Genomic DNA, 12,527 nt, shown 5'->3' with positions numbered 1-12,527 from the left:
CCGCAGATGCGACAAATCGCCGTCCTGACGTTTTTTTGCATTCGGAATATTGCGCCGCACCATCGCCGTGTGTATAGTTGGAACTGTCTCCTCCATGTCTCCTCCTGATATGGATTAAGCCCGTTCCGCTCCGCGTGAACGGGCTTTTTTTCGTCCGTCGATTGTGCCTCGTTCCGGCAGGCGGCGCAGGCGCGATGCGTCTACACTCGATGCTCGTCGACTGCGAAGGAGCGCCTGTCCATGAAACCCACCATCCGCGCGATCGATCACATCGTGCTGCGCGTGACCGACATGGCCGCGATGACGCGCTTTTACTGCGACGCCGTCGGCTGCCATGTGGAAAAGGAACAGCCCGACCTGGGCCTCGTGCAGCTGCGCGCAGGTGATGCACTGATCGACCTGCTGTCGGTCGGCGGCCCGATCGACCGCCCTGACAGCGGCCCGCCCGGCACGGGGCGCAATCTCGATCACCTGTGCCTGCGCGTCGAGCCGTTCGATCCCGACGCATTGACCGCCCATTTCACCGCGCATGGCGCACGGCCGGGCGCGCCTGCGGAACGCTACGGCGCCGGCGGCTACGGGCCGTCGATCTACCTGTTCGACCCGGAAGGCAACATGCTCGAATTCAAGGGGCCGCCGGCCGCGATCGGCTGAACGCGGCCGGCGCGCGGGCCGTCATGCATCCGCGCGCGCCTTCAGCACCGTCCATTCGACCGCGACCGGATCGTGGTCGGCGCTCGAGATCCACGCGGTGCCGTCCTGCACCGTGCACTGCAGGCGCATCGAGCGCTCCGCGAGCCGCCCGAGCGCGGCCGCGACGCCGTCGGCCAGCGACAGCACCTGCACGTTGCGCAGCCGCTCGACCTTGCTGCGCACGCCCTGCCACCAGATATCCGACGTCTTGCCGCCGTACGCGATCACGGTGACCTGCCCGGCGCGGCCGGCCGCCTTCGAGATGCGCCGCTCGTCGGGCTGGCCGGCTTCGATCCAGACGTCGATCGCGCCCGTCAGGTCCTTCTGCCACAGATCGGGCTCGTCGACGTCCGACAGCCCCTTGCAGAATTCGAGCCGCTCGTGCGCGAACAGCGCGAACGCGACGATGCGCACCATCATCCGGTCGTCGGTTTCCGACGGATGGCGCGCCACCGTCAGCGCGTGATCGGCGTAGTAATGCCGATCCATGTCGGCGATTTGCAGTTCGGCTTTGTAGATCGTGGATTTCAGCGCCATGCGGATGCGGCCCGGGCGGGCATTCGGTTCGGTCGGGCCGTGATGATACCGAATGCGCGCCGTCCGGCGCGTGTCATGCGCAACCCACAGCGCAACGGCCCGGCATGTGCCGGGCCGTGTTCGGTTCGCGCCGCCGGCTCATCGGGCCGGCGCGCTCGCGCGTCGTGCGACTGCGCGGTGAATGGACGGTTACTGCTTGACGAAGCGCGAATCGGTCCAGAGGCCTTGCTGGTCGCTGTTGTCGGCGCTGACGAACTGCACGTCGCCCTGGTCGACCGACACGACGCGGAAACGCTGGCCTTCCGGTACCGACAGGCAACGGTAGTCGTCGAAGTATTGCTGCTTCGCCTGCGACTTGCCGTCACGTTCGTGACTCAGTACGGAATCCAGATTGTCTTTCGACAGGCAGCCCCATGCATTCTTCGTCAACTGGATTTCCTGCGTCGGCTTGACGGCCGAATCGCCGCCCGCCTGGGCAATCGACACCGCGCAAAATGCGCCGACGAGGGCAAAAAGGATACCGGTACGCTTCATCATGTTCTGTCTCCAGGCTTGCGGGCACCAGGCTTGGGTTAGCTATGTGTTTAAAGGTGATCGTGAACCCGCGTTTTTCACTTTAGAAGACCGGCAAGCGATAGCAAGCACATTTGTTGTGCGACCGCAATAGCGGCGGATTGTCGCACCCCGTGCGCAGCCTGTTTTTCGCGCGGCACGCGCGGCGGGCAACACCCGTTGCGTGGCGGACAGGCCCGTCACGCCGGGCGGAAAGCGTTATCCGGCAGGGCTTTCATCCAAGTTACATTGCGGCGATTGAACGGTTTGGATAATCCATTTCGTCATCCGGATCATTTTGATGCGCCGCACATAAAGTCATTCGAAACGAATCGACTTTACCGCAGCGCGGAATCGCAAATACCTGATACAAGAAAAATGCCAGGTATAAGCGAATCCGTATTTATCCGTAGTTCCCCGAATGTATTCGGTGCCCGTGAACACCCGCTGCAAGCGCCTTTCGCCAGCGCGTTTACCCTGCCTTGTTCGGACTGGATTGCTGGCGTTCGAAATAATCGCGTTGAAAGATGCACATACGATAAGCGTTGTGATACGCGCCGTTTCCGAAAAATTCTTCCTTCAATTCGGCCTCGTGCTGGAATCCGCATTTTTCGTACACATGAATCGCCGCCGCATTCGACGTATCGACGATCAGGTACAGCTTGCGCATGTTCAGCACCTTGAACGCGTACTCGATCGCGAGGCGCGTCGCCTGGCCCGCATAACCGCGCCCCTGGCATTGCGGCGCGATGATGATCTGGAACTCGCCGCGGCGATGGATGTAGTCGAGCTCGATCAGTTCGACGAGGCCGACCAGTTCGCCTTGCGCGTCGACCGCGACGAAACGGCGCTCGCGCTGGTCGTGCACGTGGCGGTCGTACAGTTGTGACAGTTCCGAGAAGGTTTCGTACGGCTCCTCGAACCAGTAGCGCATGATCTTTGCGTCGTTGTTCAGTTCGTGGACGAAGCGCAGGTCCTGGCGCTCCAGCGGCCGCAGCACAAGCGTGTTGGTATCGTTCTGGAGTTGCATGTTCATGTCCTTTTTGATGCCGGCGCACGTGCGGGCAAGGCCGCTTCCGGGCCTGTTTCGCACTGTAAGAAGTTGAACGCGGGCGAAGTTCAGAGCCTAGAATGGGAGCAAGGGTTCCTGCCACCGCAAGGAGGCTATCGTGATCGAGCAAGTGATACTCGGAATTTTCCTCGTGCTGCCGCTCGTGATCGTGGCGGCGCTGTTTTCCGACGAACTGTGGCAGGAACATCGGCGCCAGCATCCGCGCGACGAAAACGCACCGCACATCGACTGGAAGCATCCGTGGCGCCGCGTGCGACGCGGGCATTGAGTCGACTGGCGTTCATCCGCGGGGCGCGCCGGCCTGGCCGCCCTGGCGTGTGAACGCATGACGCGCCCCGGTACGCACCCGGTTACACGCCCGAATTCCGCCTCGATCCGATTCCCGCTCAACCCGCTCACTCAGCGAGACGCCGCCGTGAACGACCAGCCCGCCCAGCCTCCGCACGACATTCCCAACGAAACGATCGACCTGCAGATCGCCGACGTGCTGGCGGCCGTCCGCTATCCGGCCAACAAGGATGCGATCGTCGATGCCGCGCGCGACGCGGGCGCCAGCAACGAAGTGCTGTCGATGCTCGACGGCCTGCCCGAACAGGACTACGCGGACGTCGACGCCGTCACGCACTGGGTTGCGGGCAACTTCGGTCCCGGCCTCGGGGTTTGAGCGCACAACCATAACGCGATAGGATCAGGCCGCACCGGTCGCATAGCGGCCGGCTGCCTGTCGCCCGGCGCAAGACCGGGCGTTTCCGCGTACGTGCCCGGGGAACTCCATGGAAGGCATCCTGATCCAGCACACGACACGCCGTCAGCTCTGGTTCGGCACACTGACGGCGCTCGTCATCGTGCTCGCGCTCGGGATCGCCGCACCGCACGCGAACGTCGCGCTGCCGGCCGTCGAGCCGTTCATGCCGATGTGCGCGCTCACCGTGTTCACCACCGCGAGCATCGCGGCGTTCTTTCTCGGCGCGCAGTTCACCGTGACCCGCCAGCCAGTGCTCGGCGCACTCGGCGGCGCCTACGCGTTCACCGCGCTCGCCGTCGCGCTGCAACTGCTCACCTTTCCCGGCGTATTCGCGCCGCACGGGCTGTTCGGTGCGCAACCGCAAAGCGCCGCGTGGATGTGGATCTTCTGGCATGCCGGCTTCCCGAGTTTCGTGATGGTCGCGCTGCTCGCGCGCGCGCGGCTGGCGCGCGCACCGGTCGGCGCACGGCAGACACGGTGGTGGACGCTCGCACTGATCGGCGGTCCGGCTGTCATCGCGGGATTGCTGTGCCTGTTCGCGCTGAACGTGTCGCTGCCGCCCGCGTTTCATCCGCCGGGCGACGCGGCCGTGCTGCCCGTCAACGCCGTCGCGCTGGTCGTGTGGCTGCTCAATGCGCTGGCGCTCGTTGCCGTGCTGGCCACCGGCCGGCTGCGCACGACCCTCGACCTGTGGCTCGCGATCGCGGTGCTCGCATGCCTCACCGACACCACGCTGAACCTGATGAGCACCAATCGATTCACGGTCGGCTGGTATCTCGCGCGCGTGTTCAGCATGTTCACGCCGGGCGTGCTCGTGTGCGTGCTCGCATGGGAAGTGACGATGCTGTACCAGCGGCTGTTCGAGGCGCACGCGACGCTGATCCGTTCGTCCGCGCGCGACGGCCTGACGGGCGCATTCAACCGCATGCACTTCAACGATCACTTCCACACGCTGTTCCTGCAGTCGCGACGGCAAGGCGAACCGCTGTCGCTGCTGATGGTCGACGTCGACCACTTCAAGGCATACAACGACGCGTTCGGTCACGTGAAGGGCGACGCATGCCTGATTGCCGTCGCGAACGCGTTGGCCGGCGCGGTGAGGCGGCCCGCGGACATGGTCGCGCGTTACGGCGGCGAGGAGTTCGCGATCGTGCTGCCGAACACGGGCGCGCGCGGCGCGCGGGTCGTCGCCGAGGAAGCGCGCGAGGCGGTACTTCGGCTCGATCTCGCGATGCCGACATCACCCGCCGGACGCGTGAGCGTGAGCGTCGGCTGCGCGACCGTGGCGGCCGACGATCTCTCGACACCCGATGCGTTGATCGAAGCCGCCGATGCCGCGCTTTATCGCGCGAAGGATACCGGGCGAAACAGGGTCGTCACTGCCTGAAAACGTCTGCTGTTTGGGGATTTGTTACGGTCATTGTGACCGGAATAATCCGCCGTTACGGATTGCGGGGCAGGGAAACGATCGCTTACAGCCGGTGTTGCGGGCGCTCGCTATGCTGGGTTTCATATTGAACCCGAGCAGGTGAACCCGATGAAGAAGACCCTTTTGCTGATTGCCGGCGTCGCCGTGTTGCTGAGCGGCTGTATCGTGGTGCCTGACGGCGGCGGGTATTACGGTGGTGGCGGGTATTACCATCACCGGCATTGGGATTGAGGCAGGTGAGGATCTCGCCGTTTCGATCGTGTAAAGGTCGAGGCGCCGTTGTCGTCGTGAAGGGTTCGGATGCATCGATCGCCTTGTTTCCCGCAACGCGATCGACGCATCGGACCGAAGCCCGATCAGACCGGCTTGGTCAGATCGGCGTGCATCAGGAACACCTGTAGCGCGGCCAGCGTTTCGCAGTGGAGCCACTCCAGACGGGCATCCTTTTTCCCGTCCTTGACCAGATTTCCCCCGGCATCCCGCTTGTACGGCTCGCCCAACAGTTCCGCCATGTAGAACTGGTAGTACATGCAATCTCCATACGGCCGCTTGCCGTCGATATAGGGCATCGGCCAGAAATCCCTTTCGCCCAGTACGTCGTCGATCGAGGTCACATCGACGGTCCGCCAGCTGGCGCCCCGCAGCACGGCGAGATACGCAGCGCGAAATTCGAAACGCCCTGACGCATCGACACCGCTCTCCTTGAATGCGAACAGCTTGTGCAGCGCTGGCGGAATCGTGTATCTCCCGGGCGCCAACGTGCCCGCACTCGTGACAAACACGGGCACGAGATGTCCGAGTTCGGCGAGCGTGCGAATGGCGAGCGCATCGTCATCGGTTTTGAGTGCTGACCTAGCCAGTGCAATCGTCGGCCCTTCGCCGATCCGCGGATGCAACGGATCGATGTCCGGTGCGCCGGATTCGACAGGCACCCACATCACCCGCAACTTCTTCATCAATGCAACGTGATGCGAGGTCAGATCGGGGAGAGACGCGCCATCGGCGAAGATGTCGCGGATGATCGCGTTGCGGTCCGCTGGCCGCGACGGCACGGGAGCGCTCGATGCGGCGCGTGCGGCAAACATCGGCAACGCGGCGAGGGCGGCGACGAAATGTCGGCGGGACGGGGCTTGAACCCGGCGGAATGTAGCATCGGGACGGCGACGCGCCATCTGACAAGGCTGTCAGGTCAGCGCGGAAGGACGTTCATCGATCGAATCGATGCGGTTATCGCTGTGGTAAAGGTTTCGGACGTTCAATCCCGAACAATTGCTCGATCACGGCATCCAGTCCGTCGAGAGACACGAAGTCCGATCGCGATAACGAACGTTGCCCGTCTCGAACCGCCTTCTCGCCGCGGGCATTGGCCCGCGTATGGCGCACGACACCATGTTCCGAAATGTCGGGCAACGGCTCGCCGGGCAGTCCGCCAAACCATTGATACTCGACGATCTCGAGATCGTGATCGACGATGATCCAGATGACGCAACCACTCGGCGTTTTTCCCAGTTTCAAGTTGATGTTGATCCGGGACCGCGCACCATCGACGAGCGATACCTTGAGCTGGATATGACGCAGGACGCTCGCGCTGCTCATGACGAGGTCGTAGCCGCTCGTGTCGAACTCCGCACGCAGCACTTCGATATCCATGATGTCTCGCTGCCAAAGTCGGCGCATGACATCACCGATGAATACATGCTCGACGATGCGCTCCCTCAACACCGAATACGTTGCGTGCTTGGCTCGAACTTCTCGGTCCACGCTTTCACTCTCAGGCACTTTGCCCTCTTCTCTCTTTCGTTGTTTTTTCGTGGGACGCATTAGCGCCGCGCAAGCTTCGTGGACGTTGGGCTACCGTAAGCGCCCGTTCACTTCCCGATACAAAACCTGCTGAAAATCACCCCCAGCAGATCATCCGAAGTGAACTCCCCGGTAATCGAATTGAGTTGCTCCTGCGCGAGCCGCAGCTCCTCGGCAAACAGATCGAGTGACTGAGCGCGTTGCTCCGCATGATCCGCCGCCTGCGCGAGATGCTCCTGCGCGGCTCGCAGCGCGATCAGATGCCGCTCCCGCGCGAGATACACGCCTTCCGCCCCCGCCTGCCACCCGGCGATCCGCAGCAGCTCCGCGCGCAGCATGTCGATCCCGTCGCCGAGCTTCGCCGACAGATGCACCTCGGTGAGGTCGCCTTCCGCCGCCGGATGCTCGACGCACGCCGCCACGCCGGTCAGATCCGTCTTGTTCAGCACACGCACCACCGGCACGCCGCCCGGAAACCGCGCGGCGATCGTCTCGTCATCCGCCGTCATCCCGGTGCGCGAATCCAGCAGATGCAGCACGACGTCCGCACGCTCGATCTCGCTCCACGTGCGCGCAATGCCGATCCGCTCGACCTCGTCCTCCGTCTCGCGCAACCCGGCCGTATCGATGATGTGCAGCGGAATCCCTTCGACCTGGATCGTCTGCGCGACCTTGTCGCGCGTCGTGCCCGCGATCGGCGTGACGATCGCCAGCTCCGCGCCGGCCAGCGCGTTCAGCAGCGACGACTTGCCGACGTTCGGCTGCCCCGCGAGCACGACCGACAATCCTTCGCGCAGCAGCGCGCCTTGCCGCGCATCACCCAGCACGTGCGCGAGCTGCGCGCGAATCTTCGCGAGCTTGCCGCGCGCATCGGCCGCTTCCAGGAAATCGATCTCCTCTTCAGGAAAATCGAGCGTCGCCTCGACCAGCATCCGCAGCGTGATCACGTCGTCGACGAGCGCATGGATCTGCCGCGAGAACACGCCGTCGAGCGAGCGCCCGGCCGAACGCGCCGCCGCTTCGGTGCTCGCCTCGATCAGGTCGGCGACGGCCTCGGCCTGCGCGAGATCGAGCTTGTCGTTCAGAAACGCGCGTCGCGTGAATTCGCCCGGCTCCGCGAGCCGCAGCCCGAAACCGCGTCCCGCATCCAGGCAGCGCTGCAGCAGCAGCTGCATCACGATCGGCCCGCCGTGCCCCTGCAGCTCGAGCACGTGCTCGCCGGTGTACGAATGCGGCGCCGGGAAATACAGCGCGATCCCGCGGTCGAGCGGCGTGCCGTGCTCGTCGAGGAACGGCACGTAGCTCGCATGGCGCGGCGCGAGCTTCTGCCCGCACAACGCGTCGATCAGCGGCAACGCGGCCGCCTCGCCGCCGCGCCCGAACGACACACGGACGACCCCGATGCCACCCCGGCCGGCAGCAGTGGCAATGGCGACGATCGGATCGGAATCGGTAGCGAGCATGGGAATCGGTTGAGTCGGGTGATCAGTGAATATGGTGCGCCCGCGCAACAGTTCGGGCATCGGAACGCCGGCATTGTAGCGTGCCGGCTCACACGCCATCGGTCGCCGCGCTGGATTCGGACGCGCCCGAATTTATCCCGCCGGGGATAAGCCAAGTATCAGTCCAGCGCAATGTCACAGCCGCCGTTTCGGACGAGTATGCCTGCTGGAGCGGCCCAACACTGTGACCCTCAATTTTGCATCCCACTCCGATCGAGATCGGGATTCGTCTGAACGAGATACGTTTAGCCCGAATGGTTGTCTGAAACGTGGTGGTGGAATTGCACAATCTCCCCCATGCCGACATCCGAAGAAAAAGCCGCGTTCTCGGAACGCCTGAAATTCGCCCTGCGGCGCAGCCCGGAGAAGATCACCGGTGCGACCGAACTGGCGAACCGATTCAATCTGCGTCACCGCGGAGCGCAACCCGTTTCGCCGCAAACCGCGCATAAGTGGCTGACGGGTCGCACGATTCCGACGTCGGACAAACTCGCCACGCTCGCCGAATGGCTGCGCGTCGAACTCCACTGGTTGCATTACGGCCCGTCGCCGAGCGTGATCGAACATCCGACGCCGCAACCGCTGCCGCGCGACGAGCGCTATCCGCCGACGCCCGAGACGATCGAACTCGCGTCGAAGATTGAAGCGCTGTCGCCGCATCATCGCTACCTCGTGCAGGAACTGGTCGAGCAGTTCTACGGCGACTCGGGCGAAGCGAAGAAAGGCTGAACCCGCACCGGAACCGCAAAAGCAAAAAGCCGCATGGCGCGAACCATGCGGCTTTTTTTGCGTGCATCGCGGGCGGCTCGCCGCCCGCGTGTGCAACTGGCGTCAGGCCGGTTTCTTCTTGGCCCCGCCGAGCTTGCGCGTGATGTAGTACTGCTGTGCGATCGACAGCACGTTGTTCACGACGTAGTACAGCACGAGGCCGGCCGGGAAGAAGAAGAACATCACCGAGAACGCGATCGGCATGAACTTCATCATCTTCGCCTGGACCGGGTCCGGCGGGGTCGGGTTCAGGCTCGTCTGCACGTACATCGACACGGCCATCAGCACCGGCAGGATGAAGAACGGATCGCGCTGCGACAGGTCGTGAATCCACAGAACCCACGGCGCGCCGCGCATTTCGACCGAGGCGAGCAGCACCCAGTACAGCGAGATGAACACCGGGATCTGGATCACGACCGGCAGGCAGCCGCCGAACGGATTGACCTTCTCGGTCTTGTACAGCTCCATCAGCGCGGCGTTCATCTTCTGCGGATCGCTCTTGAAGCGTTCGCGCAGCGCCTGCATGCGCGGCGTGATTTCCTTCATGCGCGCCATCGACTTGTAGCTCGCAGCCGACAGCGGGAAGAACACCGCCTTGATCAGGATCGTGAGCAGCACGATCGACCAGCCCCAGTTGCCGATGTAGCCGTGGATCTTCTCGAGCAGCCAGAACAGCGGCTTCGCGATGATCGTCACCCAGCCGTAGTCCTTCACGAGTTCCAGGCCCGGCGCGATGCCTTCGAGCATGCGCTCCTCTTCCGGACCGGCGAACAGGCGTGCCTGCACGTCGGCCGACTGGCCCGGCGCGATCGCGGCGACCGGCTGCTTCACGCCGACGCGGTACAGCGTCGGATCGATCTTTTCAGCGTAGATGTCGCGCTTCACGCCCTGCTGCGGAATCCAGGCCGACGCGAAGTAGTGCTGCACCATCGCGACCCAGCCGTTGTCGGCGGAGGTCACGTAGTCGGCCTTGTTCTTGTCGAGGTCGCTGAAGTTGATCTTCTGGAAGTGCTTCGCGTCCGTGTAGACCGCCGGCCCGAGGAACGTATGCGAGAACATCGGCGTTTCGACGGCCGTGTTGTCGCGCACCAGTTCCATGTAGACCGTCGGCGTGACAGGTGCCGTGCCGACGTTGTCGATCTTGGTGTCGACGCCGATCACGTAGCTGCCGCGCGTGAACGTGTAGGTCTTCACGACCTTCACGCCGCCCTTCACCGGCGATTCGAACGACAGCTTCAGCGCGTTCTGGTCACCCGTCAGCGACGTCGAGCCGGGGTTCAGCTGCGTGTAGACGTCGTTGTGGTTCGGGAAATCGCCGCCGAGCAGGCCCGAGCGTGCGAGATACGTATGGCCGGCCGTGTGGTCGAACAGCGTGATGTACAGGTCGGGCTGCTTGCCGTCGCCCTGCTTCTTCAGCGTCAGCTTTGCGAGCGTGCCGCCGCGCGTGTCGATTTCGCCGTCGTACACGTCGGTCGAGAACTTCACGAGCTGCGCCTGGGCGGCCGGAGCAGTGGTCGACGGGGCGGCGCCGGCTGCGGCGGCAGGCACTTCACCTGCGGTCGTCGTCGCGCCCGTGCCCGATGCACCGCCGGCAGCGGCCGCGGGGGCCGTCTGCGTGGCGCTCGGGAAGAACATCGACGGGCGTCCATGGGACCGCTGCCAGTTGTCGTACAGCATGACAGCTGACATGAAGAAGATCACCCATAGGACGGTGCGTTTGATATCCATGCGTTGTCTCAGAGTCGATGGGACCGCGCGTCGGCTTCGCCGCGAGCGCGAGTGTCGGAGTTGGGCGGCGGGACGAGGTCGATGCCGCCCGCGGAAAACGGATGGCATCGGCACACGCGCCTGACGGCGAGATACGTGCCGCGCGCGGCGCCATGATACTGGATTGCCTCGCGCGCGTAATCCGAACAGGAAGGATAAAAACGGCAACGGTTGCCGAGCATCGGGCTCACGGCAACCTTGTAGAAGCGCAGCAAGGCGATCAATACCGTTTCCATACCTTGGGCGGCGCCGTACGACGCCGCGTCAAAACCGGCCGGGCAGGCGCGAACGCCGCACCGGGCACGGATGCGTCACTCGGACGCGGGCTTCGACGCACGGCGGGCGATTTCCCGGACTGCCCTGTCGAGCAGTTCGCGGATCTCGGCCGCGCACATCGCCGCGAGCGGGGCGGAAGCCGCGCTCGGCAGCGCTTTCTTGTCGAAGCGCGTGTGCTGCCGCAGCAGCAGGTCGTAACCGGCGAATTCGGCCCGGCGCAGGCGAAACGCGTCGCGCGCCAGCCGCTTCACGAGGTTACGTGTTACTGCACGCGGCGCATACTTCTTGCCGACGACGAGCCCCAGACGCGCGGGCTGACCGGTCGGCTTGCCGTAAATCACGAAGTGCGCGGAGCGCCGCCAGGGGCGCAAACGAAAAACGGATGAAAATTCATCCGTTTTCAGAAGTCGCGCAGCTTTCGGGAAGGCGGCTTTCGTCTGCGACGGATTCGCACCCGGCTCGACGGCACCTTCCGCAGGACTGCGGACGGCGGACACAGCGCGCAACCTGCCTTAGATGGCGAGGCGCTTGCGGCCCTTCGCGCGGCGAGCGTTGATGACCTTGCGGCCACCTGCCGTCTTCATGCGGACACGGAAGCCATGGGTGCGCTTGCGGCGCGTCACGGACGGTTGGTAAGTACGTTTCATGATGTTCTCACTTGTTCGAGAATGTCGAAATTCAGGGGACCGCGTGCCCTTAACCGTAGGCATTCGGGCGAACGCAATCGCCGGGAATACAGGATTGGTTTTCGCGGAACCCGCTATTTAAACCGTTTTTCTCTTGACGGTCAATACTTTAGGAGTCGCTCGCCTGTGCCGGCCCGCGCCGATCCGGCCCCGCGACCCACAATCCCGGCCTGTGGATAACTCGCGCTGTGGTCGCGTTTGGCGGTAGAATCTCGCCTTATCTCCAAGAATCCCGCACGCCGCCTCGGCCCGCGCCTGCCCCTCCAACACTGTGACGCAGGCGTCCGAGGCACGCTCGCACGACCGCTTCGGGCCTTGTTGCGCAACCGCGACAAGGGCGCCGGCGAGCCGCGCTGTGCACGCAAAAAACGACAGTTACTTGATGAACGATTTCTGGCAACACTGTTCCGCACTGCTGGAGCGCGAGCTGACGCCCCAGCAGTACGTGACGTGGATCAAACCCTTGGCCCCGGTGGCCTTCGATGCGTCGGCGAACACGCTGTCCATCGCCGCGCCGAACCGCTTCAAGCTGGACTGGGTCAAGAGCCAGTTTTCGGGACGGATCTCCGATCTGGCCCGCGAATTCTGGAACACGCCGATCGAAGTCCAGTTCGTCCTCGATCCCAAGGCAGGCATGCGCAGTGCCGCGGCCGGCGCCGCATCGGGCGCAGCCGCCCCGCGCGCGCCGCTCGCACCGAGC

Annotated in this window: 17 protein-coding genes; 7 read left to right on the top strand and 10 right to left on the bottom strand. The window is 64.1% G+C overall.

Annotation, left to right across the window (positions count from 1 at the left end; all coding sequences use genetic code 11):
- Positions 1-240 precede the first annotated feature (240 nt).
- On the top strand, positions 241-654 hold the full coding sequence (locus tag DPV74_RS22355; protein WP_059700513.1) for a VOC family protein: 414 nt from the start codon (positions 241-243) through the stop codon (positions 652-654).
- A 21-nt stretch (positions 655-675) separates the two neighbouring features.
- On the opposite strand, the gene DPV74_RS22350 is transcribed toward DPV74_RS22355, so the two are convergent.
- The 3 genes from DPV74_RS22350 to speG form a co-directional block, all read right to left on the bottom strand.
- Entirely contained in the window at positions 676-1,230 is a 555-nt protein-coding gene (locus tag DPV74_RS22350; RefSeq protein WP_021157976.1) for a YaeQ family protein, read from the bottom strand.
- 189 nt (positions 1,231-1,419) lie between these two features.
- Positions 1,420-1,767 carry a surface attachment protein Sap1 gene (gene sap1 / locus DPV74_RS22345; protein ID WP_027788811.1) on the bottom strand — a complete coding sequence of 116 codons (348 nt, stop codon included), beginning with the start codon at positions 1,765-1,767 and terminating at the stop codon, positions 1,420-1,422.
- A gap of 487 nt (positions 1,768-2,254) precedes the next feature.
- Positions 2,255-2,812, bottom strand: a complete 558-nt coding sequence (gene speG / locus DPV74_RS22340) for a spermidine N1-acetyltransferase (protein WP_119337985.1) — start codon at positions 2,810-2,812, stop codon at positions 2,255-2,257.
- 139 nt (positions 2,813-2,951) lie between these two features.
- Here speG and DPV74_RS22335 point away from each other — a divergent pair, with 139 nt between their 5' ends.
- From DPV74_RS22335 to DPV74_RS22320, 4 genes are all read left to right on the top strand, one after another.
- Positions 2,952-3,122, top strand: coding sequence for a hypothetical protein (locus tag DPV74_RS22335; RefSeq protein WP_006489933.1), 171 nt, complete (start codon positions 2,952-2,954; stop codon positions 3,120-3,122).
- A 147-nt stretch (positions 3,123-3,269) separates the two neighbouring features.
- On the top strand, positions 3,270-3,518 hold the full coding sequence (locus tag DPV74_RS22330) for a DUF2795 domain-containing protein (protein ID WP_027788809.1): 249 nt from the start codon (positions 3,270-3,272) through the stop codon (positions 3,516-3,518).
- 109 nt (positions 3,519-3,627) lie between these two features.
- Complete coding sequence (locus DPV74_RS22325) at positions 3,628-4,986, top strand: sensor domain-containing diguanylate cyclase (protein ID WP_119337980.1); 1,359 nt, start codon at positions 3,628-3,630, stop codon at positions 4,984-4,986.
- Positions 4,987-5,136: 150 nt separating this feature from the next.
- A complete protein-coding gene (locus tag DPV74_RS22320) occupies positions 5,137-5,259 on the top strand; it encodes a hypothetical protein (RefSeq protein WP_021157980.1) in 123 nt (40 codons plus the stop codon).
- A 125-nt stretch (positions 5,260-5,384) separates the two neighbouring features.
- On the opposite strand, the gene DPV74_RS22315 is transcribed toward DPV74_RS22320, so the two are convergent.
- The 3 genes from DPV74_RS22315 to mnmE form a co-directional block, all read right to left on the bottom strand.
- A complete protein-coding gene (locus tag DPV74_RS22315; RefSeq protein WP_060082966.1) occupies positions 5,385-6,113 on the bottom strand; it encodes a hypothetical protein in 729 nt (242 codons plus the stop codon).
- A gap of 142 nt (positions 6,114-6,255) precedes the next feature.
- Positions 6,256-6,789 (bottom strand): hypothetical protein, encoded by a 534-nt coding sequence (locus tag DPV74_RS22310; RefSeq protein ID WP_240440006.1) that lies wholly within the window; start codon positions 6,787-6,789, stop codon positions 6,256-6,258.
- A 107-nt stretch (positions 6,790-6,896) separates the two neighbouring features.
- On the bottom strand, positions 6,897-8,291 hold the full coding sequence (gene mnmE, locus DPV74_RS22305) for a tRNA uridine-5-carboxymethylaminomethyl(34) synthesis GTPase MnmE (protein WP_119337978.1): 1,395 nt from the start codon (positions 8,289-8,291) through the stop codon (positions 6,897-6,899).
- 336 nt (positions 8,292-8,627) lie between these two features.
- On the opposite strand from mnmE, the gene DPV74_RS22300 reads away from it, so the two are divergent.
- A complete protein-coding gene (locus DPV74_RS22300) occupies positions 8,628-9,059 on the top strand; it encodes a helix-turn-helix domain-containing protein (protein WP_119337977.1) in 432 nt (143 codons plus the stop codon).
- 102 nt (positions 9,060-9,161) lie between these two features.
- Here DPV74_RS22300 and yidC read toward each other — a convergent pair whose 3' ends face one another.
- From yidC to rpmH, 4 genes are all read right to left on the bottom strand, one after another.
- Positions 9,162-10,826, bottom strand: coding sequence for a membrane protein insertase YidC (gene yidC, locus DPV74_RS22295; protein WP_027788804.1), 1,665 nt, complete (start codon positions 10,824-10,826; stop codon positions 9,162-9,164).
- A gap of 8 nt (positions 10,827-10,834) precedes the next feature.
- A complete protein-coding gene (gene yidD, locus DPV74_RS22290; protein WP_006750110.1) occupies positions 10,835-11,101 on the bottom strand; it encodes a membrane protein insertion efficiency factor YidD in 267 nt (88 codons plus the stop codon).
- 75 nt (positions 11,102-11,176) lie between these two features.
- Entirely contained in the window at positions 11,177-11,638 is a 462-nt protein-coding gene (gene rnpA / locus DPV74_RS22285; RefSeq protein WP_021157986.1) for a ribonuclease P protein component, read from the bottom strand.
- Between the two features lie 15 nt (positions 11,639-11,653).
- Positions 11,654-11,788: a 50S ribosomal protein L34 gene (rpmH, locus tag DPV74_RS22280; protein WP_004198824.1), complete on the bottom strand. Its 135-nt coding sequence runs from the start codon at positions 11,786-11,788 to the stop codon at positions 11,654-11,656.
- A 421-nt stretch (positions 11,789-12,209) separates the two neighbouring features.
- Between rpmH and DPV74_RS22275 the strand changes: the two genes are divergently transcribed.
- A partial coding sequence (locus DPV74_RS22275; protein ID WP_276138759.1) for a DnaA N-terminal domain-containing protein occupies positions 12,210-12,527 on the top strand: 318 nt, incomplete at its 3' end.

Origin of the sequence: Burkholderia sp. HAN2018 (genome assembly GCF_024704855.1) — a bacterium.
Lineage (GTDB): Bacteria > Pseudomonadota > Gammaproteobacteria > Burkholderiales > Burkholderiaceae > Burkholderia > Burkholderia cepacia.
The sequence above is the reverse complement of the archived record's forward strand: the minus strand, read 5'-3'. Positions and strand labels throughout refer to the sequence as shown.

Excerpts from the sequence above, each read along its gene's own strand:
- DPV74_RS22355 (WP_059700513.1), top strand. The coding sequence starts at position 241 with ATGAAACCCACCATCCGCGCGATCGATCACATCGTGCTGCGCGTGACC.
- DPV74_RS22350 (WP_021157976.1), bottom strand. The coding sequence starts at position 1,230 with ATGGCGCTGAAATCCACGATCTACAAAGCCGAACTGCAAATCGCCGAC.
- sap1 (WP_027788811.1), bottom strand. The coding sequence starts at position 1,767 with ATGATGAAGCGTACCGGTATCCTTTTTGCCCTCGTCGGCGCATTTTGC.
- speG (WP_119337985.1), bottom strand. The coding sequence starts at position 2,812 with ATGCAACTCCAGAACGATACCAACACGCTTGTGCTGCGGCCGCTGGAG.
- DPV74_RS22325 (WP_119337980.1), top strand. The coding sequence starts at position 3,628 with ATGGAAGGCATCCTGATCCAGCACACGACACGCCGTCAGCTCTGGTTC.
- DPV74_RS22320 (WP_021157980.1), top strand. The coding sequence starts at position 5,137 with ATGAAGAAGACCCTTTTGCTGATTGCCGGCGTCGCCGTGTTGCTGAGC.
- DPV74_RS22315 (WP_060082966.1), bottom strand. The coding sequence starts at position 6,113 with ATGTTTGCCGCACGCGCCGCATCGAGCGCTCCCGTGCCGTCGCGGCCA.
- mnmE (WP_119337978.1), bottom strand. The coding sequence starts at position 8,291 with ATGCTCGCTACCGATTCCGATCCGATCGTCGCCATTGCCACTGCTGCC.
- DPV74_RS22300 (WP_119337977.1), top strand. The coding sequence starts at position 8,628 with ATGCCGACATCCGAAGAAAAAGCCGCGTTCTCGGAACGCCTGAAATTC.
- yidC (WP_027788804.1), bottom strand. The coding sequence starts at position 10,826 with ATGGATATCAAACGCACCGTCCTATGGGTGATCTTCTTCATGTCAGCT.
- yidD (WP_006750110.1), bottom strand. The coding sequence starts at position 11,101 with ATGGAAACGGTATTGATCGCCTTGCTGCGCTTCTACAAGGTTGCCGTG.
- rpmH (WP_004198824.1), bottom strand. The coding sequence starts at position 11,788 with ATGAAACGTACTTACCAACCGTCCGTGACGCGCCGCAAGCGCACCCAT.